The sequence below is a fragment of the Enterobacter cloacae complex sp. 418I7 genome (assembly GCF_050030705.1).
Classification (GTDB): domain Bacteria; phylum Pseudomonadota; class Gammaproteobacteria; order Enterobacterales; family Enterobacteriaceae; genus Enterobacter; species Enterobacter intestinihominis.
Window position 1 is genome coordinate 2,803,616 of sequence record NZ_JBLGUU010000001.1, and the last position, 21,548, is coordinate 2,825,163.

Sequence of the window (21,548 nt, forward strand, 5' to 3'; positions counted from 1 at the left end):
AAAATCAGGCGAGTTTAGGGAAGGTCGCGATCTTTTTTTGCAGATCACCTTCCTGACTTTGCGGCTGGATCGCGCGCAAATCGTCAATAAAACGCGCCTGCCAGCGGTTAATATCATTCTTCATGATGGTCTCCATCATTTCCGAATGGCGTGAAATACGTTCCGCAAGCGGCATAGTTAACGCACGGTTCAGGGCATTTGCCACGTCATCGCGATCGTAAGGGTTTACAATCAGCGCTGAGGTTAACTCGTTTGCCGCACCGGCAAATTGAGACAGCACCAGCACACCCGGGTCAGCAGGATCTTGTGCTGCAACATACTCTTTTGCCACCAGATTCATCCCGTCGCGCAGGGGCGTGACCAGCCCGACGTCCGCATAGCGGAACACTTTCATCAGAATTTTGCGCTCAAAGTGCTGATTCAAATAGAAAAGTGGTGTCCAGCCAAGCTGCCCGTAGCGCCCGTTGATGCGCCCTGCTTCGGTCTCAAGCTGGTGACGGATATCCTGATAGGCCTGAACCTCACCGCGCGAGGTCGGCGCTATCTGGGTATAACGAATCTTGCCGTGATGCTGCGGGAATTTTTCCAGCAGGGTTTCGTACGCGAGGAATCGCTCCGGCAACCCTTTGGAATAATCAAGTCGTTCAACCGAAAAGATATTCTTAACGTGCTTGAGTTCATCCTTAAGCTGGGCAAGCTTCGGAGGCAATGGACCGGAGGCCTGCTCGGCAATTTCGTCTGGCTCAATACCAATCGGGTAGACCTCGGTATGGAAATTACGTCCCCACGCGGTGTGAGATTTGCCGCCGTGAGTAACTAGTCGGGTTTTACCGGACACGCTGTCGAGGAAGGCCAGCCTGTCGTTTTCCGTCTGGAAACCGAGCAGGTCGTAATCGGACAGCGCCTCAAGGATCTCTTCATGCTGCGGCAGTGCCGTGAAAATCTCCGGCGTCGGGAAAGGAATGTGCAGGAAAAAACCGATTCGGTTATTCACACCACGTTTTCGCAGCTCTCTGGCGAAAGGCAGCAGATGGTAATCGTGGATCCATAAAATATCGTCTTCTTCGATCAGCGGCAGCAGTTTATCTGCCAGCAGCGCATTAACGCGCATATAGCCTTCATAGGATTCACGCTGGAATTTCACCAGGTCCAGACGATAGTGAAACGCTGGCCACAGCACGGCGTTTGAGAACTCGGAATAATATTCATCATAGTCCTTCTCACTGAGTGCGAAGGAAGCCCACGTGATATTGCCCCGTGACACCTTTTTAAGCGGTTTCTCATCATTACTGATTTCCCCGCTCCAGCCAAACCAGAGACCACCCGCGGCTTTGAGGGCACCTAATACCCCGACCGCCAGGCCACCGGCACTGGCTTTTTTATCATCCGGCGGTGCGATGCGATTAGAGACGACGACTAAGCGACCCATAATGATTTCTCCCGTTGTTTTGCGCTATTTGTTGTTGTTGCTGGTTAGCGACATCAGATATCCACTGCCAGACGCTGGCGACGTTTTCCAGCCGCCATCCGGCAACGGTTTCACCCGGCCCTACCTTGACAGACATGCCACTGGCCTGGTTTACCACGCTGAACCCGGCCTCGTCGGTCAGGTCATCCCCAAAAAATACTGGCGTACGCCCTTTAAACGGCGCTTCCGCCATAAACGCTGCAATGGCAGCGCCTTTATTAATTCCTACCGGTTTAATCTCGACCACACATTTACCGGGCTGTAACGCCAGCTCCGGATGGGCTTCCGCCACGCTTCTTGCTACCGAAAAGATCGCCGCCTCATGGTGAGGCGCCTGACGGTAGTGCAGCGCAAAGGCCATGCCTTTGGCTTCCAGTTCCGTACCGGGAAGCAGTTCCAGAGCAGAAGAGAGTTGCGCATGCAGCGCCTGAACCAGCGTATCGGGGAGTGAAACTATATGCAGTTGATCATGGATATCGCGGCGCTCCGCTCCGTGCACACCGGCCAGCGGAAAGTGATAAGGACTGGCGAGCACATCCAGCTCGGCCATTGAGCGCCCTGAAATCAATGCCAGTGCCCCCTCGTTCTGTCGGGAGAGCTGCTGCAAATTCTCTAACACCAGATCCGGTACAACGACGTCGTCAGGATGCGGTTCAATTCCGGCGAGCGTCCCGTCGAGGTCAAAAAAGAAAGCAAATTTTCCGGGCAGTACAGGCGGTGCGGTTAACAAGTCAGCCACCCTAATCCTCCTTACAGTGAACAAAACAGCCATGTAAGTATAGACAGTGTGACGGCGCTCGCCATTTAGCAACCGGCCCGTCAGCATAACTGGCGGGCCGGTCAGGGAGTCAACTATGGTTAATAGTTGAGCAGATAAGTGGCTAAAAATAAATCAGATGGTACGCTTCGCTTTTTGCTTGTAACGGTCGAAGATCACTGCTGCCAGCAGGATCAGGCCGCGTACGACGTACTGAGAGAACGGAGAAATATTAAGCAGGTTCATGGCGTTCTCCACGGTCCCCAGAATCAGGATCCCCGCCACCACATATGAGATTTTTCCGATGCCGCCCTTGAGGGATACGCCCCCCAATACGCAGGCGGAAATGACAATCAGCTCATAACCGATAGAGGTCATTGGCTGGCCGCTGGTCATACGCGACGCCAGAATAATCCCCGCCGCTGCCGACACCAGCCCGGAAAGCACAAAGATAATGATCTTGGTCCGTACGACCGGGACACCCGCCAGACGCGCCGCTTCCTCGTTCCCGCCAATCGCCAGGGTATTACGACCAAAGGTGGTGCGGTTAAGCAGGAAACCAAACAGGATCAGACAGGCTACCGTCAGCCAGATAGGCGCAGGCAAGCCCAGCCAGTTGGCATAGCCCAGCGTAAAGAAGCGCTCGTCTTCAATCCCCACCGCCTTACCGTCGGAGATGATATAGGCCAGACCGCGCACGATTTGCATGGTCGCAAGCGTCGTGATCAGGGCGTTAATCTTCAGGCGCGCAATCACAAAGCCGTTCACCAGACCGCTCAGCACGCCGAGCATCAGCCCCGCCAGCACGCCGATCCACAGGCTTTCGGTCATATTGATCACCACGGCAGTGGTGACCCCGGCACAGGCAATCACCGAGGCGACCGACAGGTCAAAATCGCCGGAGGCCAGGCAGAATAGCATTCCGCAGGCCACCATGCCGGACATGGAGATAGCCAGCCCCAGCCCCTTCATGTTGATGAAGGTCGCAAAGTTTGGCACAAAAATCGCGCACGCAACGAACAGGGCGGCAAAAACCACCAACATGCCGTACTGGTCCCAGATGCGGCCAAAACTGAAAGCCGACTTCGGCGCTCCGGATGTAGTAACAGAGGACATCATTGACTCCTTACTCAGGCGACAGCCTGGCTAACTTTAGGCATGGCGAGACTCAACGCCTGTTGTTCATTCGCCTGTTCATGCAGCAATTCACCGGCAATTTCGCCTTCACGCATCACTACAATACGGTCGGCGACGCCCAGCACCTCGGGCAGATCGCTGGAGGCGAACAGCACCGCCACGCCGCGTTTTGCCAGCTCATAGATGACGTTATAGATTTCGTGTTTCGCCCCCACGTCGATACCGCGCGTTGGTTCATCCAGCAAAATGACCTTCATGTCTTCCGACAGCCAGCGCCCCAGAATGGCTTTTTGCTGGTTGCCGCCGGACAGGTTCATGATCAGCTGTTCAGCCCCGGGAGTTTTGATGTTCAGCGAACGGATATGGTGATCAGCGTTGCGCGCCTCCCAGCCGTCGTTAATCAGACATCCCGCGCGGATGAACTTGCGCCGGGCAGAGATGTTGATGTTGTCGCGCACCGAGTGCACTGGAATAATGCCTTCGGCCTTTCGATCCTCCGGACAGAGCATGATGCCCGCGTTAATCGCCTGCGCAGGCTTCTGTATATCGACCTTTTTCCCGTCGACGAAGACCTGGCCCTGGGTAATGCGCGTACCGCCAAACAGCCCTTTCATCAGCTCGCTGCGCCCTGCCCCGACAAGGCCAAACAGCCCGACGATTTCGCCGCTGCGCACCGAGAGTGAAATAGGTGTGCGCACGCCTGGGGCTTTAACGCTATCCAGACGCAGACGCTCAGGGCCGTACTCGCGCGGCTTCCAGTGGTAAATATCCCCCAGATCGCGCCCGACCATCGCCTGCACCAGCTGGTCATGATTGACCTGCTGCATATCGGTGAAGGTGCGCACGTAGCGGCCATCCTTAAACACGGTGATGGCATCGCTTAAGGCAAAAATTTCTTCCATACGGTGGGAGACGTACAGAATGATGCGGCCCTCTTTGCGCAGCTCGCGGATCACGCGAAAGAGGTTTTCAATTTCACGCGCCGAGAGCGAGCTGGTTGGCTCGTCAAAAGCGATGATCTTGGCGTTACGCGCCAGCGCTTTGGCAATTTCCACCATCTGCCACTGGCCGATGGAGAGATACTTAAGGGGCGTTTGCGGATCGACATCCAGCCCAAGGTGCCTGAGCTGCAAGCCCGCTTCATAGTTGAGCAGCGAGCGGTTGACCACGCCGCTTTTATGCGGAAGCTGGCCCAGATAGATGTTCTCCGCCACGGTCATTTCAGGAATGAGATGCAGCTCCTGATAGATGATGGCGACGCCCGCGTTTAACGCTGCCGTGGTATCGGCAAAGGCCACCTCTTCGCCGCGAATGGCCAGCGTGCCGGTGGTGGGCGTGTAGTTGCCGCTGAGAATTTTTAGCAGCGTGGATTTTCCCGCGCCGTTCTCCCCCATCAGGGCATGAACCTGACCGGCATAGCAGTCGAAGCTGATATCGGTCAGCGCGTTTACGCCGGGGAATGTTTTACCGATGCCGCGGAAAGAGAGATACGGATCAGACTGTTGCATAACGACTCCGTGATTCCTGTAGTGTGTACGTCAGGCCCCTCACGGCGTGTGAGGGGCGCAATCACAGCGTATTACTTACCGCCCAGTCCTTTTTTCGCCAGCTCCTCTTTGAAATTATCGCGGGTGATCAGCACCACATCGGTCACTTCGGTGAATTTCGGCGGCTCAACCCCCTTGGTCACCCAGTTGTAAAGCATTTCGCTGGATTTATAGCCGTGGACATCCGGGCTTGGCAGCAGAGAGCCGTAGAAGCCGGTCGCCTGCGCTTTAGACAGTTCGCTCACGGCGTCCACGCCGTTGATGCCGATCCCGATAATGTCCGGTGCTTTAAAGCCCTGGCCTTCCGTTGCACGCACGCCGCCCAGCACGGTGTTATCGTTCATCCCCACCACCAACCAGTGTTTCACCTCCGGATGCTGGACGAGCATAGAGTTCGCCGCATCAAAGGCGCCCGGGATATCGTTGGATTTGGTCGGGACTTTGTAGATTTGTTTTTCCGGGAAGCCAGCCGCTTTTAGGGCGTCCATGGAGCCCGTGGTGCGACGACGGGCGGTATCCAGCTCGTCAGCGGTAATCGCCATCACGGCGGTCTCTTTTACATCCCAGCCGCGTTTTTGCATCTCTTTATAGAGCTCCTGGCCCTGACGCTCGCCGATTTTGGTGGCCGCCATCATCACCAGCGGAACGGTATCCATCGGTTTGCCTTTGGCATTCACGAACTGATCGTCCACCGCAATCACTTTCATGTCATAACCGCGCGCTTTCGCGGCAATCGCTGAACCCAACTTTGGATCCGGCGTACAGATAACGAAACCTTTCGCGCCGCTCGCCGCCAGGCTATCAATGGCGTTAAGCGTTTTCTCGCCGTCAGGTACGGCGATTTTAATTACCTCAAATCCCAAATCTTTTCCGGCTTTATCAGCAAATTTCCATTCGGTCTGGAACCACGGTTCTTCCGGCTGTTTAACCAGAAAACCGAGCTTTAAATTTTCAGCGATAGCGGATTGTGACATAACGGCAGCCAGGCCGATGGCCGCCAGCGCTTTAGTAAATTTGTGCATGGTAAACTCCAGCTTTAGCATTCTTATCTGTAGGGAATAATGGCGAACAACTTATTTAATCGGACTTAAAACAAGGCATTAGCGCTTACCTCGTCATAAGCGTTATTGCTGGTGATAGTTTTAGCGGGAAATTAATCATCCATAAGAGAGCGACATCACACCGCAGAATTACAGTAATTGCGTACATAAATTCAGCGAAAAATGACATAAAAAAGGACGTAATTGTCCTACAAATGGAAAGGAGTTAAGCAGGATTATCCATAAGGTCAGCTAAGAAATCCCTGTAACCCGGACGCCTTAGCGTCCGGCAGAAATTTACCAGCGGTAATAGATGTGTTCAGCATGATCGCGCACGGGGGCGTCGTCGCCCAGCAGACGCGCAGAGAGCGTCAGCGCAAAGTCAAAAGCGTGCCCCAGCCCCTTGCCGCTGATGAGGTTGTTATCCTCCACGACCGGCGCATCTACATATACTCCATCATCAACGGTCTGCCAAAGATCGCCGGAACAGACGTAGCGCCGCCCCTTCAGTAGCCCGTTTGCGCCCAGCACCCGCGCGGCCGCAGAGCAGATCGGGCAGATGAGTTTGCCGTGCTCGTCATGCGCGGAAACAAAGCGGATCACCTCCTGGTTAGCCGCAAGATTGATACTCCCCTGCGGCCCACCGGGTAACACGACCGCGTCATACAGCCTATTAATACGTTCCGTTAATGTACTGTCAGCCACCATGGGGATATTGTGGTAACTCACTACCGCACGGGACTCCGCGCAGGCCAGCGTTTCCACCTCGATCTGCAAGCGACGCAGGATATCCACTGTGATAATCGCTTCTGCTTCTTCAAAACCAGGTGCCAGCAGCACCGCAACTTTTGTCATCATAAACCTCTACGGGTGAAAAGATATAAAACATCGTTTCATTTTCCAGATTTGTTAGATAACAATCTTACGACGCGATCACAGAACCGTATATTATGTGAAAATTGATTTAGCTCAAATTTGCTACAGCAGGATATATTTGCAGTTATTATTTCTGATTTAACACTTTCACAGAATTTCCCGCCACAGAAGGTTTCCTGAAACGATAAAAATGGGAAGCACTGATTTTAATATCATTAAAAACATAAAGATAAAAAATATTTTATCTCGCCACCTGTTTTCTGTTCTGCGCTATATTTAAATTTGTAATGTATGGTAAACACAGCCCAACTAAGAGTTTTCTTAATTCAAAGAGAAGCGTATGCTTATTTAAATCGAACACAGGACGTGAATTTTCGAGTTTGTTTACCTTGCAGAAATCTTTTTCTGTTATTCAATCGTCAGTACCTGCCGGGTCAGGTTTCGTAGCGGACATCAAGTCCCACAGTCAATAAGGATATGAGTATGACTACCCAAACGATGATGCAAAAACTGAATGCCCAGATGAACCTGGAGTTTTATGCTTCAAATCTGCATCTGCATTTGAGCGCCTGGTGTTCCAGAAAAAGCCTCAACGGCACTGCCACCTTCTTTCGTACTCAGGCGCAAAGTAACGTCACGCACATGATGCGTGTCTTTAACTTTTTGAAAGCCATCGGCGCCAATCCCACAGTCAAAGAGCTTGAAACGATTGAAGATAATTACTCCTCTCTGGAGGAACTGTTCCAGAAAACGCTTGAAGAGTATGAGCAACGCTGTACAAAGCTGAACAAGCTGGCCGATGAAGCCAAAGCGCAACAGGACATCATTACCCTCAAGTTTTTACGTGATATGGACAGAGAGCAGCAGCAGGATGGCATGCTGCTGAAAACGCTCGCAGACGAAATCCGCAACGCGAAACGCGCGGGGATCTGTCTGGAGCAGACGGACCGCCATCTTCTCGACATAGCTACCGTGCAACACCACTAAGTCCCTTCACCCGCTCCCGTCAGGGAGTGGGTGCCAACTCCCTGCTTTTGCTGACATTTAACAAATCAGATCTTGCTCCCAATGAATAACCACACATCGTGTAATGATTTGTTTAATTACATTCATTAACGAGGGAGCATCATGATCACCATTGAGTTTATTGTCATTATCCTCTGCCTGCTGGTAGGTACCCGCTTCGGCGGGATGGGCCTGGGGCTGATAAGCGGCATCGGCCTGTTTATTTTGAGTTTTGTCTTTGGTCTGCAACCCGGTAAACCGCCGGTTGACGTGATGCTCACGATCCTGGCCGTCATCGGCTGCGCGGCCACACTACAAACCGCCGGTGGCCTGAACGTGATGATGCAATTCGCAGAGCGCCTGCTGCGTAAACATCCCCAGCACATCACCCTTCTCGCGCCGTTTACCACCTGGATGTTAACCTTTCTCTGCGGGACCGGCCACGTCGTCTACACTATGTTTCCCATTATCGCGGATATCGCCCTGAAAAAAGGCATTCGCCCGGAACGGCCGATGGCGGTTGCCTCGGTGGCCTCTCAGATGGCGATCACCGCCTCCCCCGTTTCCGTGGCCGTCGTTTCGCTGGTCTCTATTCTGGGTGCGCAGCACGGTATCGGCCACGCGTGGGGGATCCTCGAAATACTCGCCGTTTCCGTACCGGCCTCACTGTCTGGCGTCGCCATTGCGGCACTGTGGAGCCTGCGCCGGGGGAAAAACCTCGCAGACGATCCTGAATTTCAGGAAAAGCTGAAAGATCCGAAACAGCGGGAGTTTATCTATGGGGGAACGGAGACGTTGATGGATCAGCGTTTCCCTAAACAGGCCTACTGGTCAACGTGGATCTTCTTCGCCGGGATTGCCGTTGTGGTCCTGCTGGGTGCGTTGCCCGAGTTGCGTCCGGCGTTTGAGATCAAAGGCAAAATGACGGCCCTGTCGATGAACCTTGTCATTCAAATGATGATGCTTATTGCCGGGGCCATCATGCTGATGACCTGTAAGGTTAATGCGTCGGCCATTTCAAACGGAGCGGTATTTAAGGCGGGGATGGTCGCCATCTTCTCGGTGTTTGGCGTGGCATGGATGAGCGATACCTTTTTCCAGGCGCATCTCGACGAACTGAAAATGGCACTGGAGGGGGTAGTGAAGAGTCATCCCTGGACGTATGCCATCGTGTTGTTTCTGGTGTCGAAACTGGTCAACAGCCAGGCCGCGGCCTTAACCGCGGTCGCCCCGATGGGGTTGATGTTAGGCATCGATCCGAAAATGCTGGTGGCCTTCTTCCCGGCCTCCTACGGCTACTTTGTGCTGCCCACCTATCCGAGCGATCTGGCCTGTATTGGATTCGATCGCTCCGGCACCACCCGCATCGGTAAATTCATCATCAACCACAGCTTTATTCTGCCGGGCCTGATTGGCGTCAGCTGTGCCTGCGTGGTGAGCTATCTGCTGGTGCAGACGTTCTTTTGAGCCTTCTGTGGGCGACAGACTCTGTCGCCCTTCGACGTAAAATCAGAAAACGGTTTCTAATTTTAAAACATCGGTTTATTTTAATGTGACTCACCCTGCGGCGTGAAGCGCAGTTCAATCAGCGCGATCGCTTTCTGGATCGCGCGGAGCGTAACCGGGTCCGCCGCAGCAGGATGATTGGTGAAATCGATGTTTTTTAGCTGGGTCGACATCTTTTCGCGTACCTCAACCGGCGCGATAACGTCAATCACATCAAGGATTTGTTTAATAACCAGCTGGCAGGCGACGACGTCAGATACCAGTTCCTGATCGGCGCTCAGGTTTTGTGACATGGGGTTCTCCTTATTCAAAGGCCGCCATAGTAGCAAAACAGACGCCCTTCCATCTCCCTCTCGTCGTCCGCAGACATAAAAAAACCTGCCGAAGCAGGTTTTTTTATCAGAACATCGCACCCGGTGGGACGTCTTTAAACGTTGTGCAGTAGTTAGCCCACATGCTTTTCAGGATTTTGCGCAGTTTCATTATGTTGCTCCAGTAACGTGTTATGCAGGTGTTATTATCAATACGCTTATAATATGACCGCCATCACAAAAATCAACCATTTTGTGACCTGCATCACGGTTAATAAACCCTCAGTGCTGCCGGTTTGTTAAAAAAAGGCACGATAAATCCGCACGTTACAGACTTATAAATTCCAGTAAATTTTTATAAAATTTTTTGAGCGGGCAGGAAGAGAATGAGTGAAAACGTATCCGGCAAAGAGAGCCGTGGATTATCGCCTGCGGCACTGCTGGTGGCCGGTGCTTTCTTTATGGAGTTTCTGGACGGGACGGTGATCGCCACCGCATTGCCGGATATGTCAAAAAGCTTCGGCATACAGGCCGTGGATCTGAATATCGGCATCAGCGCCTACCTGATCACCCTTGCCGTGCTGATCCCCGCCAGCGGCTGGATCGCCGACCGCTTCGGCGCGCGAAAAGTATTTGCCCTCGCGCTGGCGATCTTCACGCTGGCCTCGGTATTTTGCGGCCTGTCCACCACGCTCGAGGAGTTTGTCGCAATGCGCGTCTTCCAGGGCATGGGTGGCGCGCTGATGGTGCCTGTGGGTCGCCTGGCCGTGTTACGTACAACGCCAAAGCATCAGCTCATCACGGCAATCGCCACCCTGACGTGGCCTGCGCTGGTCGCGCCGATCATCGGCCCGCCGCTGGGCGGGTTCATTACAAGCTATGCCGACTGGCGCTGGATCTTCTTTATTAATGTGCCGCTGGGGATAATCGCCATTTTGCTGGCACTGCGAATCATTCCGGACCTGCATGAAGATACGCGCCGACCGTTTGACTTGCCGGGTTTTGTGGTCACCACCCTTGCCATGGTGAGCCTGGTTTATGCGATGGAGTTGATGGGCGCAGAGCCTCTGCGGACAGGATTAACCGCCACGCTGTTTATCGTCGGTGTCGCCGCGTTGAGCCTGGCGCTGCGCCACTTTAAGCGGGCAACCTGGCCGATGATCAGGCTCGATGCGATGCAAGTGCCGACGTTTCGCGTCACCCTGTACGGCGGATCGCTGTTTCGCGCCTCCATCAGCGCGGTTCCGTTCCTGTTACCGCTGATGTTCCAGGTCGGCTTTGGCATGGACGCGTTCCATTCTGGCCTGCTGGTGCTGGCCGTTTTCGTAGGCAATCTCACCATTAAACCGGCGACGACGCCCCTGATCCGCAGCCTGGGGTTTAAGCGGCTGTTGCTGATTAACGGTTCACTGAATGTCCTGGCGCTGCTGGCCTGCGCCTTTCTTACGCCGCAGACTCCTGTGTGGCTCGTCATGCTGATCCTCTATCTGGGTGGCGTTTTTCGTTCGATCCAGTTTACAGCCATCAGTACGCTGGCCTTTGCGGATGTACCCTCTGCGCAGATGAGCTATGCCAATACGCTGTTTTCAACCGCAACGCAGCTTGCCGTGGGACTTGGGATCACGCTCGGGGCAATTGGTATTCGTATCGGGGAAAAAGTCAGTGAGACGATGGGGATTGCCGGCATGCCGGGAATGAGCTTCCGGCTGGCATTTGTGGCGATCGCGCTGATCTGCCTGGTGGGAATGGTTGACACGCTGCGTCTGACCAAAAATGCAGGCAGCGCGGTATCATCGAAAAAGTAAGGCTCTGTGCCGGGCGGGCAACGCACCGCCCGGCAAAGGAAATCAGCCAACAATACCGCGCACGAAGGCTTCGATCTCTTTGTCCTGGCAGTTCTCGAAGAAGCACTGCTGGAAGCGCTGGCCTGAGACGGCGGTTTTAACCAGCTCAGGATCGATTGCACGCAGGGTATCCAGATAGTTTTCTTTTACCACCGCCGCTTTCACCTGGTTCAGAATACCGGCGTTACGCACCTGCGGCTCCTTACGCTCTGGTGGATAGCCTTCGCCATTGCGTCCGGTAAACGCTTTCTCAAAGATAAAGCGTACGTTCAGTTCTGCCCCCCAGCCGAAGCCCTTCGCAAACGGCAGAGAAAGCGCGTTACCGTTGTTGATTTGCGCGAACAGGAAAGCATCCGCAGGATCGATGCAGTAACCGCAAATCACACCCGGATGGATGTTCAGGGACATTAACGCGCCCTGCCCGGTACCGCAGCCGGTAACAACAAAATCAACGGCTTTAGCGTTAAGCAGAATGCTCGCCATGATGCCCAGGTGAATATAAGTGAGATGATGATCGTTCTCATCACTCATACCGACGTTATAGACCGGGAAACCTTTCTCATCAGCAACGGCTTTCAGCTCATTAAGGATGATGGGATTCTTAGCGGCCTGGCTGTTTTCCATCATCAGTGCAATTTTCATCTTGTCTCTCCTGAATGCATGGCGGGCGATCCCGCTGTGGATACCTTTTCAACTTAACCTTACTATCAAACAAACGCACTTTCAAATTAAGTGAAAACTTGTTTTAAAAAACAAAGATGCGCTCACAATTTCGCGCGGTGGCCCGGCTCGTTGTAGAGTGAAAGGGCAGATCCTCCGGCTATTCCGGCCATTGCGTCCCGTCGCGTTGGTTACAATGGCGTATTTCCCGTCACGCAGAGTGAAACATGAAACGTGTAATCATAGCCGGAACGATCCTGTTGCTCGCCGGGTGCAGCATCAACCGTCAGGCAGAAGTCAGTAGTACGGATGCCCCAAACGGAATTGTGCGCCTCGACTATGGCCAGACCATGCTCCAAAACGCCTGGTCTGATGACTATGTTAATAACGGTACGGCAACAAAGGCCTGCCAACGCATGGGCTACGCCTCCGCGTCAGCCTACGGGCAGCCGATTAAAACCTGCACCCTGATCAGCGGTTCACTCTGTCTGAACGAAAGTGTGACCATTCAGTATAAATGTCAGGGATATGCCGTTACCTCTTCCAGCCAGAATCCGTGGTATTAACCGCGACTGCCAGTCACGCTGGCAGTTTATTTAATAAGAACAAAAACAATTCTCATTAATAAATACAAATGGCGGCAATGCGTTTTATTCCCATTCGTATTTTTAATAAATAAATATTTATTTTACTTTTTGCAAATAATTAAATAACAAATTATAGTGTCGCTCATCGTGAACCAGTATTAATAAACCGGAGCTGCACCATGTTAAAAACTGAAATGATCGACAAGCTCAATGCGCAAATGAATCTTGAGCTATTTTCTTCACTGCTTTATCAGCAGATGAGCGCCTGGTGCAGCTATCACAGCTTTGAAGGGGCTGCCGCCTTCCTGCGTCGTCATGCCCAGGAAGAGATGACGCACATGCAGCGTCTGTTTGATTACCTGACGGACACCGGCAGCCTGCCGCGCATTGATAACGTGGTATCGCCTTTCGCCGAGTACGGCTCTCTTGATGAACTGTTCCGTGCCACCTATGAGCACGAACAGCTGATCACCCAGAAAATAAATGAACTGGCTCATGCCGCCATGACCAGTCAGGATTATCCAACCTTTAATTTCCTTCAGTGGTATGTGGCTGAACAGCACGAAGAAGAGAAGCTGTTTAAATCCGTGCTGGATAAATTATCTCTGGCAGGTAAATCCGGGGAAGGTCTGTACTTCATTGATAAAGAGCTGTCGACGCTCGACACGCAGAATTAATAGAAAAGCGGTGCTGAGTTTTCAGCACCGCTTTATTCAATGACGGCAAATTTTACTTTCGTGCGTGGAAAATCCGTCTGCTGCCGGAATGAATTTTCCGCGCGCCGCCAGAAACGCCACCAGCTCCGCGGCTGTCATTTCCGAAGCTGAACAGGTATGGAAACGCGCCGCTTCGCCAAAGCGGGCATGTATCGCCTCAACCAGACTCTCCTTCGTATAACGCTCACCTGACTCAATCATCATATTCAGCACGTCGTGTCCGTGAATTGACATCATTACCTCTCGCAAATAAAAAGCAGACTAAACGCTCCCTCCACGGCACGCTTTGCGCTGGCGCAGGTTCCCCCTTTCTTTTTGTAAATTAATCATTACACCCTATGTAACGGTGATTTGACGAGATGGTGCTTTTACCTTACTCTGCGCCGCAGAATGAGTCGCGGTATGGAAGCGTTGTAGAGGAAAGCGTGAAGAACAGAACTCTGGGAAGTATTTTTATCGTCGCCGGAACGACAATTGGCGCAGGAATGTTGGCCATGCCGTTGGCTGCCGCCGGCGTCGGGTTTGGGGTTACCGTAGTGCTGCTGGGCGGTCTTTGGGCCCTGATGTGTTACACCGCGCTATTATTGCTGGAGGTTTATCAGCATGTCCCTGCCGATACCGGCTTAGGCTCCCTGGCTGCACGCTATCTTGGACGCTACGGGCAGTGGGTCACCGGTTTCAGCATGATGTTCCTGATGTACGCGCTGACCGCCGCCTACATCAGCGGCGCCGGGGAGCTGATTGCGTCAAGTATCAATGACGGCTTCGGTGCGTCGCTTTCACCGGAAACAGGCGCCATTGTCTTTACGCTGATCGGTGGCGGTGTGGTTTGTGCGGGCACGTCGCTGGTCGATCTGTTTAACCGTTTTTTGTTCAGCGCCAAAATTCTCTTCCTTGTTGTGATGCTGGTGCTGCTGGCACCGCATGTGCACAAGGTTAACCTGCTCTCCCTCCCGCTGGAGAAAGGTCTGGCGCTTTCGGCCATCCCGGTGATTTTCACCTCTTTCGGTTTTCACGGCAGCGTGCCGAGCATCGTGAGTTATATGAACGGTGATATTCGCAAGCTGCGCCGCGTCTTTGTGATCGGCAGCGCCATTCCGTTGATTGCTTACCTGTTCTGGCAGCTGGTGACGCTGGGCAGTATTGATTCCACCACCTTTATCGGCCTGATGGCAGAGCATACTGGTCTGAATGGATTCCTGGTTGCCCTGCGTAACGTGGTGGCCTCTTCACACGTGGAGCTGGCGGTACATCTGTTTGCAGACCTGGCGCTGGCAACCTCCTTCCTCGGCGTGGCGCTTGGCCTGTTTGACTATATGGCGGATCTGTTCCAGCGTCGCAATACCGTTGCCGGACGCTTACAGACGGGGGCGATGACCTTCCTGCCGCCGCTGGCCTTCGCGCTCTTTTATCCGCGCGGGTTTGTGATGGCGCTAGGGTATGCTGGCGTGGCGTTATCGGTACTGGCCCTGCTGCTGCCTTCCCTGCTGGCGTGGAAGAGCCGCCAGCAACATCCGCAGCAAGGATACCGCGTGGCGGGTGGTAAGCCGCTGCTGTGCGTGGTGTTTGGTTGTGGGGTGGTGATTATTCTGGTGCAGGTGCTGATTGCAGCGGGAATGCTGCCGGAAGTGGGATAACTTATTTATACAGGTCCTGAGGTACTGTTCCGTTCACCTTAAGATCAACAGAATATGATTTTTTCACAACATGTGAACGGGATAAGGGGGCCGCCGCGGCCCCCTTATCAATCCCCGCGGCCCCGCGGAAAATCGGTGCTTCGCACTGCGCTCACCTCCCGACCATCTGCCTGCGGTCGGCTCAACTCGACATCCTGTCTCGATTCGCCTCTGGCCGCCATACATGGCGTCCAGCCCTTGTCATCTGGTCTCCGGTTCGCCGATTTTAGCGGGGACTCAACACCCGTGCCCCATTCAGGCCACAGCAATTAATGATTTAATGCAGGCAGCAACTCTTAAACTTCTTCCCGCTCCCGCATGGACACGGATCGTTACGTCCCACCTTCGACCCGTTCACGATCGGCTTTTTCGCTTCCGGCTGCTGCGGATTAGCCACCCAGTAGTTGTACAAACGCAGCGCCGCAGGCTGAATGCTCTCGATGCTGGCCATATACTCCTCTTCGGTCAGCGCTTCCAGCTTCACGCTGTGCTCTTCCGTTCCGTGCAGGGCAATCACCGCCAGATCCGCTTCCAGCGCTTCCGGCAGGGATGACCAGTCCGTCAGCGCCACGCCGCGCATGTAGCCATAGCACCACTCTTCCACTACGGTATAGCTCTGACCGTCAACGTCGTTATAGCCAAACAGCGGTTCAAACTGATCCGGGTATTCGCTCAGGCGCTCGGCAATATCGTTCATGTGCTTAAAGCAGAGATCGATAAAACGGTTCATCTCACGATCGTTTTTCCAACGCGGAATATACTTCTCGCCACCCCATACCGCCACCAGCCAGGTGTCGGGCTCCACCACAACGGGACCGGAAAGTACTGCGGTAAGCATGCCGTCCAGTTCGGACACGTCAATCACGGATGCATCGTCGTGTCCGTAAGAGATTAATGTCTCTTCCAGCCACGCCATCTCGCTTTCATTTAATGGGCCTTCAGCCATTGCTGATACTCCTGATAAAAAAAACGATCCTGACATATATCGCCGCGCATGCCTATCTGAAGTTTAGGTCTTTATTGCTGCAAAAACGTGCAAATCGTGACCATTGCACAACTTATGGGCTTTGTTGTTAAGGAGATGTGATCTCCGCTGTAAATTCATCTCATCCCGCAAAGGCGCATAAAACGGCGCTCTATACTCAACGTGTTGTGACCCGGTCAAGGGATTAACCATTCTGGCAACCTTTTTGCTTAATGTTCTGCGCGCTTCGCGGTGCGTGGGATCCTCGCCGTATTAAGCACGAGATTGCTTCTAAAGTGCATTTTGTTCTCGCTCTTGTTTTTGGATTTACGATGCCATCAGGCGTTCGGGTTTCTACCTGGTGCAAAAACCTCTTTGCTAAGGAACATAATAATGTCGCTGAAATTTACCAAAACTCCCCTCTCCCTGTTACTGGCCGGTTGTCTGGTGACGGCCTTTTCTGCACAGGCCGATATCGTGATCGGCGTGGCCGGGCCGTTCACAGGCCCGAACGCAACCTATGGCGATCAATACTGGCATGGCGCTACGCAGGCGGCGGAAGACATTAACGCCGCTGGCGGGATCAACGGTGAGAAAATCAAACTGGTTCAGGGCGATGACGCCTGCGAACCCAAACAGGCCGTTGCCGTCGCCAACCGCTTAGTCGATCAGGATAAAGTGAAAGCGGTCGTCGGCCACTTCTGCTCCTCGTCGACCATGCCCGCCTCCGAGGTCTATAGCGATGCCGGGATCCTCTCCATCACCCCCGGCTCAACGAACCCGCTTATTACCGAGCGGGGCATGAGCGATATGTTCCGCATGTGCGGACGTGACGACCAGCAGGGCCAGGTCGCCAGCGATTTTATTCTCGATAAGCTTAAAGCCAAACGGGTCGTCATCATCCACGATAAAGACACCTACGGTCAGGGGCTGGCGGACGCCACTAAAGCGGCGCTGGCGAAACGCGGCGTTAAGGAAGTGATGTACGAAGGGTTGTCCCGCGGGGAGAAAGACTTTAACGCGCTGGTGACCAAAATTGGCGCACAAAAACCAGACGTGGTGTTCTTCGGGGGCTGTCACCCGGAAGCGGGCCCGCTGGTTCGCCAGATGCGTGAACAGGGCGTGCAGGCGAAGTTCTTCTCGGGAGACTGTATCGTCAATGAAGAGATGGTTACCGCCGCCGGTGGGGCGCAGTACACCAACGGTATTTACATGACCTTCGGTAAAGACCCGCGCCTGATCCCGGACGGAAAAGCCGTCATCGAGAAATTCCGCGCCGGTAAATTTGAACCAGAAGGATACACCCTCTACGCCTATGCGTCTGTGCAGGCTATCGCAGCGGCATTCAAGGCCACGAAAGGGACGGATTCCGCAAAAGCCAGCGAGTGGCTGAAGGCCAACCCTGTCGACACGGTGATGGGTAAAAAAGCCTGGGACAGCAAAGGTGACCTCAAAGTGTCTGACTACGTGGTCTACCAGTGGGACGACAAAGGCAAATATAAAGAAGTGCCATAACGGGACGGAATCTGCTCAACGCCGGCAGGTCTGACTGTCGGCGTAACCCTTTATTCAGGTGCGCGACCATGAGTACATTCTTCCTGCAACAATTAATTAATGGCTTAACGCTGGGTTCGGTCTATGGTCTTATCGCCATCGGCTACACCATGGTGTACGGCATCATCGGTATGATCAATTTCGCCCACGGCGAAGTGTATATGATCTCCGCCTATCTCTCGGCCATTGGCCTGGCCCTGCTGGCGTTTTTTGGACTCCACTCCTTTCCGCTGCTGATCCTGGGAACCCTGGTTTTCACCATCGTGGTCACCGGCGTTTATGGCTGGACGATTGAGCGCATCGCCTATAAGCCGCTACGCAATTCGACGCGTCTGGCGCCGCTGATTTCGGCCATCGGGATGTCGTTGATACTGCAAAACTACGTCCAGCTCAGCCAGGGCCCACGGCAGCAGGGCGTACCGACCATGCTGGATGGCGTGCTGCGTTTTCACCTCGGCGAAGGGTTTGTCCAGATAACCTATACCAAAGTCTTTATTCTCATCGCCTCGTTCGCGGGCATGCTGGTGCTGACCTGGATTATCAACCGTACCCGCTTAGGGCGCATGTGCCGTGCGGTGCAGCAGGATCGTAAGATGGCCTCCATTTTGGGTATCAACACCGACAGAATTATTTCGTTGGTGTTTGTTATCGGCGCAGCCATGGCCGGGCTGGCGGGCGTGCTGATCACCATGAATTACGGCACCTTTGATTTTTACGTCGGGTTCGTTATCGGCATCAAGGCCTTTACGGCGGCGGTGCTGGGCGGCATCGGCTCTCTGCCCGGTGCGATGCTTGGCGGGCTGATTCTGGGCGTCGCAGAAGCGCAATTCTCCGGGATGGTGAACTCGGATTATAAAGACGTGTTCTCGTTTGGATTGCTGGTATTAATCCTGATCTTCCGTCCTCAGGGGCTGCTGGGCCGCCCTGTCGTGGCTAAAGTGTAAGGAACAACGCGATGACCTCTGACGGCTTTTCCCTGAAGCGCTGCATTCTGGACGCGATTTTTTCCGGAATGATCGCCCTGATTATTTTCGGCCCGATTGCGGGCGTCATACTGGATGGTTACAGCTTTACCTTTGACGGCCAGCGGCTGGCGTGGATTGTAGGCACGGTGATGGTGGGACGCTTTTTGCTGAGCGCCTTTTCAGCTACGGCGGCCGGAAGACGTTTACAGGCGCGGTTTGAATCTGACAATGCGGGGGTGTATGTCCGGCCACCGGCGTATAAAAGCCGCATGCGCTGGATCATTCCGCTGATTGTCACGCTGGCGATCTGCTTCCCGTTTGTGGCCACAAAATACTTTCTGACGGTCGCTATACTCGGACTGATTTACGTCCTGCTCGGTCTTGGGCTGAACATTGTCGTTGGCCTGGCAGGGTTGCTGGATCTGGGTTATGTCGCCTTCTATGCCATCGGCGCTTACGGACTGGCGCTCGGGTATCAGTATCTGGGGCTTGGGTTCTGGAGCATGCTGCCGCTGGCGGCGCTAATGGCTGCGGGCGCGGGCGCCCTGCTCGGCTTTCCGGTGTTGCGCATGCACGGGGATTATCTCGCCATCGTCACGCTCGGGTTTGGCGAGATCATCCGTCTGGTGCTGAACAACTGGCTTACCTTCACCGGCGGGCCTAACGGCGTTTCAGCCCCTGCCCCGACCTTTTTTGGCCTGGAGTTTGGCCGACGCGCCAAAGAAGGCGGCGTCCCTTTCCACGAGTTCTTCGGCCTGACCTATAACCCCAACATGAAGTTTATCTTCATCTATGCGGTGCTTTTCCTGGTAGTCATGCTGGTGCTGTACATTAAACACCGGCTGACCCGAATGCCCATTGGACGGGCGTGGGAAGCGCTCCGTGAGGATGAGATTGCCTGCCGTTCCATGGGGCTGAATCACGTTCTGGTCAAACTCTCGGCCTTCACTCTGGGCGCATCGACGGCAGGTATCGCCGGGGTGTTTTTTGCCACCTGGCAGGGGTTTGTTAACCCCACCTCTTTCACCTTTTTTGAATCGGCCCTCATCCTCGCGATTGTGGTCCTGGGCGGGATGGGCTCCACCGTCGGCGTCGTACTGGCCGCCTTTGTGCTGACCGTCACGCCGGAACTGCTGCGCAGCTTTGCGGAATACCGCGTGCTGCTGTTTGGCATGCTGATGGTGGTGATGATGATCTGGCGTCCTCGCGGTCTGATCCGCATCAACCGCAGCGGATTTGCCGTGCGTAAAGGAGTGGCGCCATGAACGCAACGATTTTGCGTGTAGAACATCTGATGATGCACTTCGGCGGGATCAAGGCCTTAAACGACGTCAATCTTGAGGTGCAGCGCGGCTCTATTACTGCACTCATTGGGCCTAACGGCGCGGGAAAAACAACCGTCTTTAACTGCCTGACCGGTTTCTACCGGGCCTCCGGCGGCAACATTCTGTTCAATGCACGAAATAAAACTACCAATGTCATTCAGGTGCTCGGCCAGAAACTCCAGCCGGGCGACTGGCTCAGCCCGGCGCAGCTTGGTCAACGCCTGTTCTATAAGATGTTTGGCGGCACGCATCTGGTGAACCGCGCGGGTCTTGCGCGCACGTTTCAGAACATCCGCCTGTTCCGCGAGATGTCCGTTGTGGAAAACCTGCTGGTGGCACAGCACATGCGCGTCAATCGCAATCTGCTGGCGGGGGTGCTGAACACCCCTGCGTATCGTCGGGCAGAGAACGAGGCGCTGGACCGGGCGTTTTACTGGCTGGAGGTGGTGGATCTGGTAGATTGCGCGAACCGTCTGGCCGGGGAAATGTCCTATGGCCAGCAACGACGCCTCGAAATCGCCCGCGCCATGTGCACCGGCCCGGAGATGATTTGTCTCGATGAACCTGCTGCCGGTCTGAACCCGGTGGAGACGCACAAGCTGAGCGAGATCATCAGGTTCCTGCGCGACCACCACGACATCACGGTTTTGCTGATCGAGCACGATATGGGGATGGTGATGGGCATTTCAGATGACATCATTGTGCTCGATCACGGCGATGTGATTGCCAGAGGTAAACCGGCTGAGATCCAGCACAATGAAAAAGTGATTGCCGCGTATCTGGGCACCGACGAAACCGAGGTAAATCTGTGAGCGCACCGATGCTTCAATTTCATAATGTGGACGTTTTTTACGGGGTGATCCAGGCGTTGAAGCAGGTTTCACTTGAGGTAAACAAAGGGGAAACCGTGGCCCTGATTGGCGCTAACGGCGCGGGGAAGTCAACATTACTGATGTCTGTCTTTGGTCAGCCCCGGATCCGCAACGGGCAGATCCTCTTCTGCGGCGATGATATCAGCCACAAATCCACCCACTATGTTGCCACCGGCGGCATCGCGCAGGCACCTGAGGGACGACGCATTTTCCCGGATATGTCTGTAGAAGAGAACCTGCTGATGGGGACAATCCCCGTCGGCAATCAGCATGCAGCTGAAGATATGCAAAGCATGTTCGACCTCTTCCCTCGCCTCAAGGAGCGGCGTAACCAGCGGGCGATGACGCTCTCCGGCGGTGAACAGCAGATGCTGGCTATTGCCCGGGCGCTGATGAGCCGTCCTAAACTTCTGCTGCTGGATGAACCCAGCCTCGGCCTCGCACCAATCGTGGTTAAACAGATCTTCCAGACGCTGCGCGAACTGGCCCGTAACGGAATGACGATTTTTCTGGTCGAGCAGAATGCCTACCACGCGCTGAAGTTGTCCGACCGCGGCTATGTGATGGTTAACGGGCAGATTCGGTTAAGCGGCAGCGGCGAGGCGTTGCTGAAGGATCCGGAGGTGAGGAAGGCGTACCTGGGCGGCGTGTGAAGCCTGGAGGCTATAGTGAGAAAAACTCACAGTGATTGCCATTATTAATCGTTTTTCTGATGCGACCGCATTCAAATATCATCTT

The 21,548-nt window shown here is 54.1% G+C and carries 22 protein-coding genes; 11 read left to right on the forward strand and 11 right to left on the reverse strand.

The genetic code is table 11. The features are described 5' to 3' along the window. Positions 1-4: 4 nt before the first annotated feature. The 6 genes from otsA to ACQG0S_RS13625 all read right to left on the reverse strand — a co-directional run bounded on the left by otsA (position 5) and on the right by ACQG0S_RS13625 (position 6,804). Positions 5-1,429 carry an alpha,alpha-trehalose-phosphate synthase gene (otsA, locus tag ACQG0S_RS13600; protein WP_022648514.1) on the reverse strand — a complete coding sequence of 475 codons (1,425 nt, stop codon included), beginning with the start codon at positions 1,427-1,429 and terminating at the stop codon, positions 5-7. Next, a complete protein-coding gene (gene otsB, locus ACQG0S_RS13605; RefSeq protein WP_048966684.1) occupies positions 1,404-2,207 on the reverse strand; it encodes a trehalose-phosphatase in 804 nt (267 codons plus the stop codon). The genes otsA and otsB overlap by 26 nt, the downstream gene beginning before the upstream one ends. A gap of 153 nt (positions 2,208-2,360) precedes the next feature. Beyond that, positions 2,361-3,341 (reverse strand): L-arabinose ABC transporter permease AraH, encoded by a 981-nt coding sequence (gene araH, locus ACQG0S_RS13610; protein ID WP_023300464.1) that lies wholly within the window; start codon positions 3,339-3,341, stop codon positions 2,361-2,363. Positions 3,342-3,355: 14 nt separating this feature from the next. Continuing rightward, positions 3,356-4,870 (reverse strand): L-arabinose ABC transporter ATP-binding protein AraG, encoded by a 1,515-nt coding sequence (araG, locus tag ACQG0S_RS13615; RefSeq protein ID WP_023300465.1) that lies wholly within the window; start codon positions 4,868-4,870, stop codon positions 3,356-3,358. Positions 4,871-4,941: 71 nt separating this feature from the next. Next, on the reverse strand, positions 4,942-5,931 hold the full coding sequence (araF, locus tag ACQG0S_RS13620) for an arabinose ABC transporter substrate-binding protein AraF (RefSeq protein WP_023300466.1): 990 nt from the start codon (positions 5,929-5,931) through the stop codon (positions 4,942-4,944). Between the two features lie 315 nt (positions 5,932-6,246). After that, positions 6,247-6,804 (reverse strand): DJ-1/PfpI family protein, encoded by a 558-nt coding sequence (locus ACQG0S_RS13625; RefSeq protein ID WP_048966695.1) that lies wholly within the window; start codon positions 6,802-6,804, stop codon positions 6,247-6,249. Positions 6,805-7,308: 504 nt separating this feature from the next. Here ACQG0S_RS13625 and ACQG0S_RS13630 point away from each other — a divergent pair. Both ACQG0S_RS13630 and ACQG0S_RS13635 read left to right on the forward strand, forming a co-directional pair. Next, positions 7,309-7,812, forward strand: a complete 504-nt coding sequence (locus ACQG0S_RS13630; RefSeq protein WP_022648520.1) for a non-heme ferritin-like protein — start codon at positions 7,309-7,311, stop codon at positions 7,810-7,812. Between the two features lie 141 nt (positions 7,813-7,953). After that, a complete protein-coding gene (locus ACQG0S_RS13635) occupies positions 7,954-9,297 on the forward strand; it encodes an anaerobic C4-dicarboxylate transporter (RefSeq protein ID WP_022648521.1) in 1,344 nt (447 codons plus the stop codon). A gap of 80 nt (positions 9,298-9,377) precedes the next feature. Here the strand turns inward: ACQG0S_RS13635 and ACQG0S_RS13640 are convergent, their stop codons facing one another. Continuing rightward, complete coding sequence (locus ACQG0S_RS13640) at positions 9,378-9,629, reverse strand: DUF2766 family protein (RefSeq protein WP_003859683.1); 252 nt, start codon at positions 9,627-9,629, stop codon at positions 9,378-9,380. A 106-nt stretch (positions 9,630-9,735) separates the two neighbouring features. Continuing rightward, positions 9,736-9,819, reverse strand: coding sequence for a stress response protein AzuC (gene azuC / locus ACQG0S_RS13645; RefSeq protein ID WP_003859682.1), 84 nt, complete (start codon positions 9,817-9,819; stop codon positions 9,736-9,738). A 214-nt stretch (positions 9,820-10,033) separates the two neighbouring features. On the opposite strand from azuC, the gene ACQG0S_RS13650 reads away from it, so the two are divergent. Further along, positions 10,034-11,452, forward strand: a complete 1,419-nt coding sequence (locus ACQG0S_RS13650) for an MFS transporter (RefSeq protein ID WP_048966683.1) — start codon at positions 10,034-10,036, stop codon at positions 11,450-11,452. Positions 11,453-11,494: 42 nt separating this feature from the next. Here the strand turns inward: ACQG0S_RS13650 and ACQG0S_RS13655 are convergent, their stop codons facing one another. Next, positions 11,495-12,133: an RpiB/LacA/LacB family sugar-phosphate isomerase gene (locus tag ACQG0S_RS13655; RefSeq protein ID WP_003859680.1), complete on the reverse strand. Its 639-nt coding sequence runs from the start codon at positions 12,131-12,133 to the stop codon at positions 11,495-11,497. A 245-nt stretch (positions 12,134-12,378) separates the two neighbouring features. Between ACQG0S_RS13655 and yecR the strand changes: the two genes are divergently transcribed. Together yecR and ftnA are read left to right on the forward strand one after the other, a co-directional pair. Beyond that, the gene (yecR, locus tag ACQG0S_RS13660) at positions 12,379-12,717 is read left to right on the forward strand and encodes a YecR family lipoprotein (RefSeq protein WP_022648524.1); all 339 of its coding nucleotides are present in this window, start codon (positions 12,379-12,381) and stop codon (positions 12,715-12,717) included. A 200-nt stretch (positions 12,718-12,917) separates the two neighbouring features. Continuing rightward, complete coding sequence (gene ftnA, locus ACQG0S_RS13665) at positions 12,918-13,415, forward strand: non-heme ferritin (RefSeq protein WP_022648525.1); 498 nt, start codon at positions 12,918-12,920, stop codon at positions 13,413-13,415. Between the two features lie 36 nt (positions 13,416-13,451). Here ftnA and ACQG0S_RS13670 read toward each other — a convergent pair whose 3' ends face one another. Further along, positions 13,452-13,691 (reverse strand): YecH family metal-binding protein, encoded by a 240-nt coding sequence (locus ACQG0S_RS13670; protein WP_032622412.1) that lies wholly within the window; start codon positions 13,689-13,691, stop codon positions 13,452-13,454. Positions 13,692-13,879: 188 nt separating this feature from the next. On the opposite strand from ACQG0S_RS13670, the gene tyrP reads away from it, so the two are divergent. Continuing rightward, positions 13,880-15,091: a tyrosine transporter TyrP gene (gene tyrP / locus ACQG0S_RS13675; RefSeq protein ID WP_048966694.1), complete on the forward strand. Its 1,212-nt coding sequence runs from the start codon at positions 13,880-13,882 to the stop codon at positions 15,089-15,091. A 316-nt stretch (positions 15,092-15,407) separates the two neighbouring features. Here tyrP and ACQG0S_RS13680 read toward each other — a convergent pair whose 3' ends face one another. Further along, positions 15,408-16,076: a YecA family protein gene (locus ACQG0S_RS13680; RefSeq protein WP_048966682.1), complete on the reverse strand. Its 669-nt coding sequence runs from the start codon at positions 16,074-16,076 to the stop codon at positions 15,408-15,410. Positions 16,077-16,487: 411 nt separating this feature from the next. On the opposite strand from ACQG0S_RS13680, the gene ACQG0S_RS13685 reads away from it, so the two are divergent. The 5 genes from ACQG0S_RS13685 (at position 16,488) to ACQG0S_RS13705 (ending at position 21,463) form a co-directional block, all read left to right on the forward strand. Beyond that, on the forward strand, positions 16,488-17,609 hold the full coding sequence (locus tag ACQG0S_RS13685; protein WP_023300472.1) for a branched-chain amino acid ABC transporter substrate-binding protein: 1,122 nt from the start codon (positions 16,488-16,490) through the stop codon (positions 17,607-17,609). Between the two features lie 68 nt (positions 17,610-17,677). Next, positions 17,678-18,592: an ABC transporter permease subunit gene (locus tag ACQG0S_RS13690; protein ID WP_003859667.1), complete on the forward strand. Its 915-nt coding sequence runs from the start codon at positions 17,678-17,680 to the stop codon at positions 18,590-18,592. A gap of 11 nt (positions 18,593-18,603) precedes the next feature. After that, positions 18,604-19,878, forward strand: coding sequence for a high-affinity branched-chain amino acid ABC transporter permease LivM (gene livM, locus ACQG0S_RS13695; protein WP_126490217.1), 1,275 nt, complete (start codon positions 18,604-18,606; stop codon positions 19,876-19,878). Next, on the forward strand, positions 19,875-20,750 hold the full coding sequence (locus ACQG0S_RS13700) for an ATP-binding cassette domain-containing protein (protein ID WP_023300474.1): 876 nt from the start codon (positions 19,875-19,877) through the stop codon (positions 20,748-20,750). Before livM ends, ACQG0S_RS13700 begins: the two co-directional genes overlap by 4 nt. Continuing rightward, on the forward strand, positions 20,747-21,463 hold the full coding sequence (locus tag ACQG0S_RS13705) for an ABC transporter ATP-binding protein (RefSeq protein ID WP_048966680.1): 717 nt from the start codon (positions 20,747-20,749) through the stop codon (positions 21,461-21,463). Before ACQG0S_RS13700 ends, ACQG0S_RS13705 begins: the two co-directional genes overlap by 4 nt. The last annotated feature ends 85 nt before the right edge of the window (positions 21,464-21,548 follow it).

Excerpts from the sequence above, each read along its gene's own strand:
- otsA (WP_022648514.1), bottom strand. The coding sequence starts at position 1,429 with ATGGGTCGCTTAGTCGTCGTCTCTAATCGCATCGCACCGCCGGATGAT.
- araH (WP_023300464.1), bottom strand. The coding sequence starts at position 3,341 with ATGTCCTCTGTTACTACATCCGGAGCGCCGAAGTCGGCTTTCAGTTTT.
- araG (WP_023300465.1), bottom strand. The coding sequence starts at position 4,870 with ATGCAACAGTCTGATCCGTATCTCTCTTTCCGCGGCATCGGTAAAACA.
- araF (WP_023300466.1), bottom strand. The coding sequence starts at position 5,931 with ATGCACAAATTTACTAAAGCGCTGGCGGCCATCGGCCTGGCTGCCGTT.
- ACQG0S_RS13625 (WP_048966695.1), bottom strand. The coding sequence starts at position 6,804 with ATGACAAAAGTTGCGGTGCTGCTGGCACCTGGTTTTGAAGAAGCAGAA.
- ACQG0S_RS13630 (WP_022648520.1), top strand. The coding sequence starts at position 7,309 with ATGACTACCCAAACGATGATGCAAAAACTGAATGCCCAGATGAACCTG.
- ACQG0S_RS13635 (WP_022648521.1), top strand. The coding sequence starts at position 7,954 with ATGATCACCATTGAGTTTATTGTCATTATCCTCTGCCTGCTGGTAGGT.
- ACQG0S_RS13640 (WP_003859683.1), bottom strand. The coding sequence starts at position 9,629 with ATGTCACAAAACCTGAGCGCCGATCAGGAACTGGTATCTGACGTCGTC.
- azuC (WP_003859682.1), bottom strand. The coding sequence starts at position 9,819 with ATGAAACTGCGCAAAATCCTGAAAAGCATGTGGGCTAACTACTGCACA.
- ACQG0S_RS13650 (WP_048966683.1), top strand. The coding sequence starts at position 10,034 with ATGAGTGAAAACGTATCCGGCAAAGAGAGCCGTGGATTATCGCCTGCG.
- ACQG0S_RS13655 (WP_003859680.1), bottom strand. The coding sequence starts at position 12,133 with ATGAAAATTGCACTGATGATGGAAAACAGCCAGGCCGCTAAGAATCCC.
- yecR (WP_022648524.1), top strand. The coding sequence starts at position 12,379 with ATGAAACGTGTAATCATAGCCGGAACGATCCTGTTGCTCGCCGGGTGC.
- ftnA (WP_022648525.1), top strand. The coding sequence starts at position 12,918 with ATGTTAAAAACTGAAATGATCGACAAGCTCAATGCGCAAATGAATCTT.
- ACQG0S_RS13670 (WP_032622412.1), bottom strand. The coding sequence starts at position 13,691 with ATGATGTCAATTCACGGACACGACGTGCTGAATATGATGATTGAGTCA.
- ACQG0S_RS13680 (WP_048966682.1), bottom strand. The coding sequence starts at position 16,076 with ATGGCTGAAGGCCCATTAAATGAAAGCGAGATGGCGTGGCTGGAAGAG.
- ACQG0S_RS13685 (WP_023300472.1), top strand. The coding sequence starts at position 16,488 with ATGTCGCTGAAATTTACCAAAACTCCCCTCTCCCTGTTACTGGCCGGT.
- ACQG0S_RS13690 (WP_003859667.1), top strand. The coding sequence starts at position 17,678 with ATGAGTACATTCTTCCTGCAACAATTAATTAATGGCTTAACGCTGGGT.
- livM (WP_126490217.1), top strand. The coding sequence starts at position 18,604 with ATGACCTCTGACGGCTTTTCCCTGAAGCGCTGCATTCTGGACGCGATT.
- ACQG0S_RS13700 (WP_023300474.1), top strand. The coding sequence starts at position 19,875 with ATGAACGCAACGATTTTGCGTGTAGAACATCTGATGATGCACTTCGGC.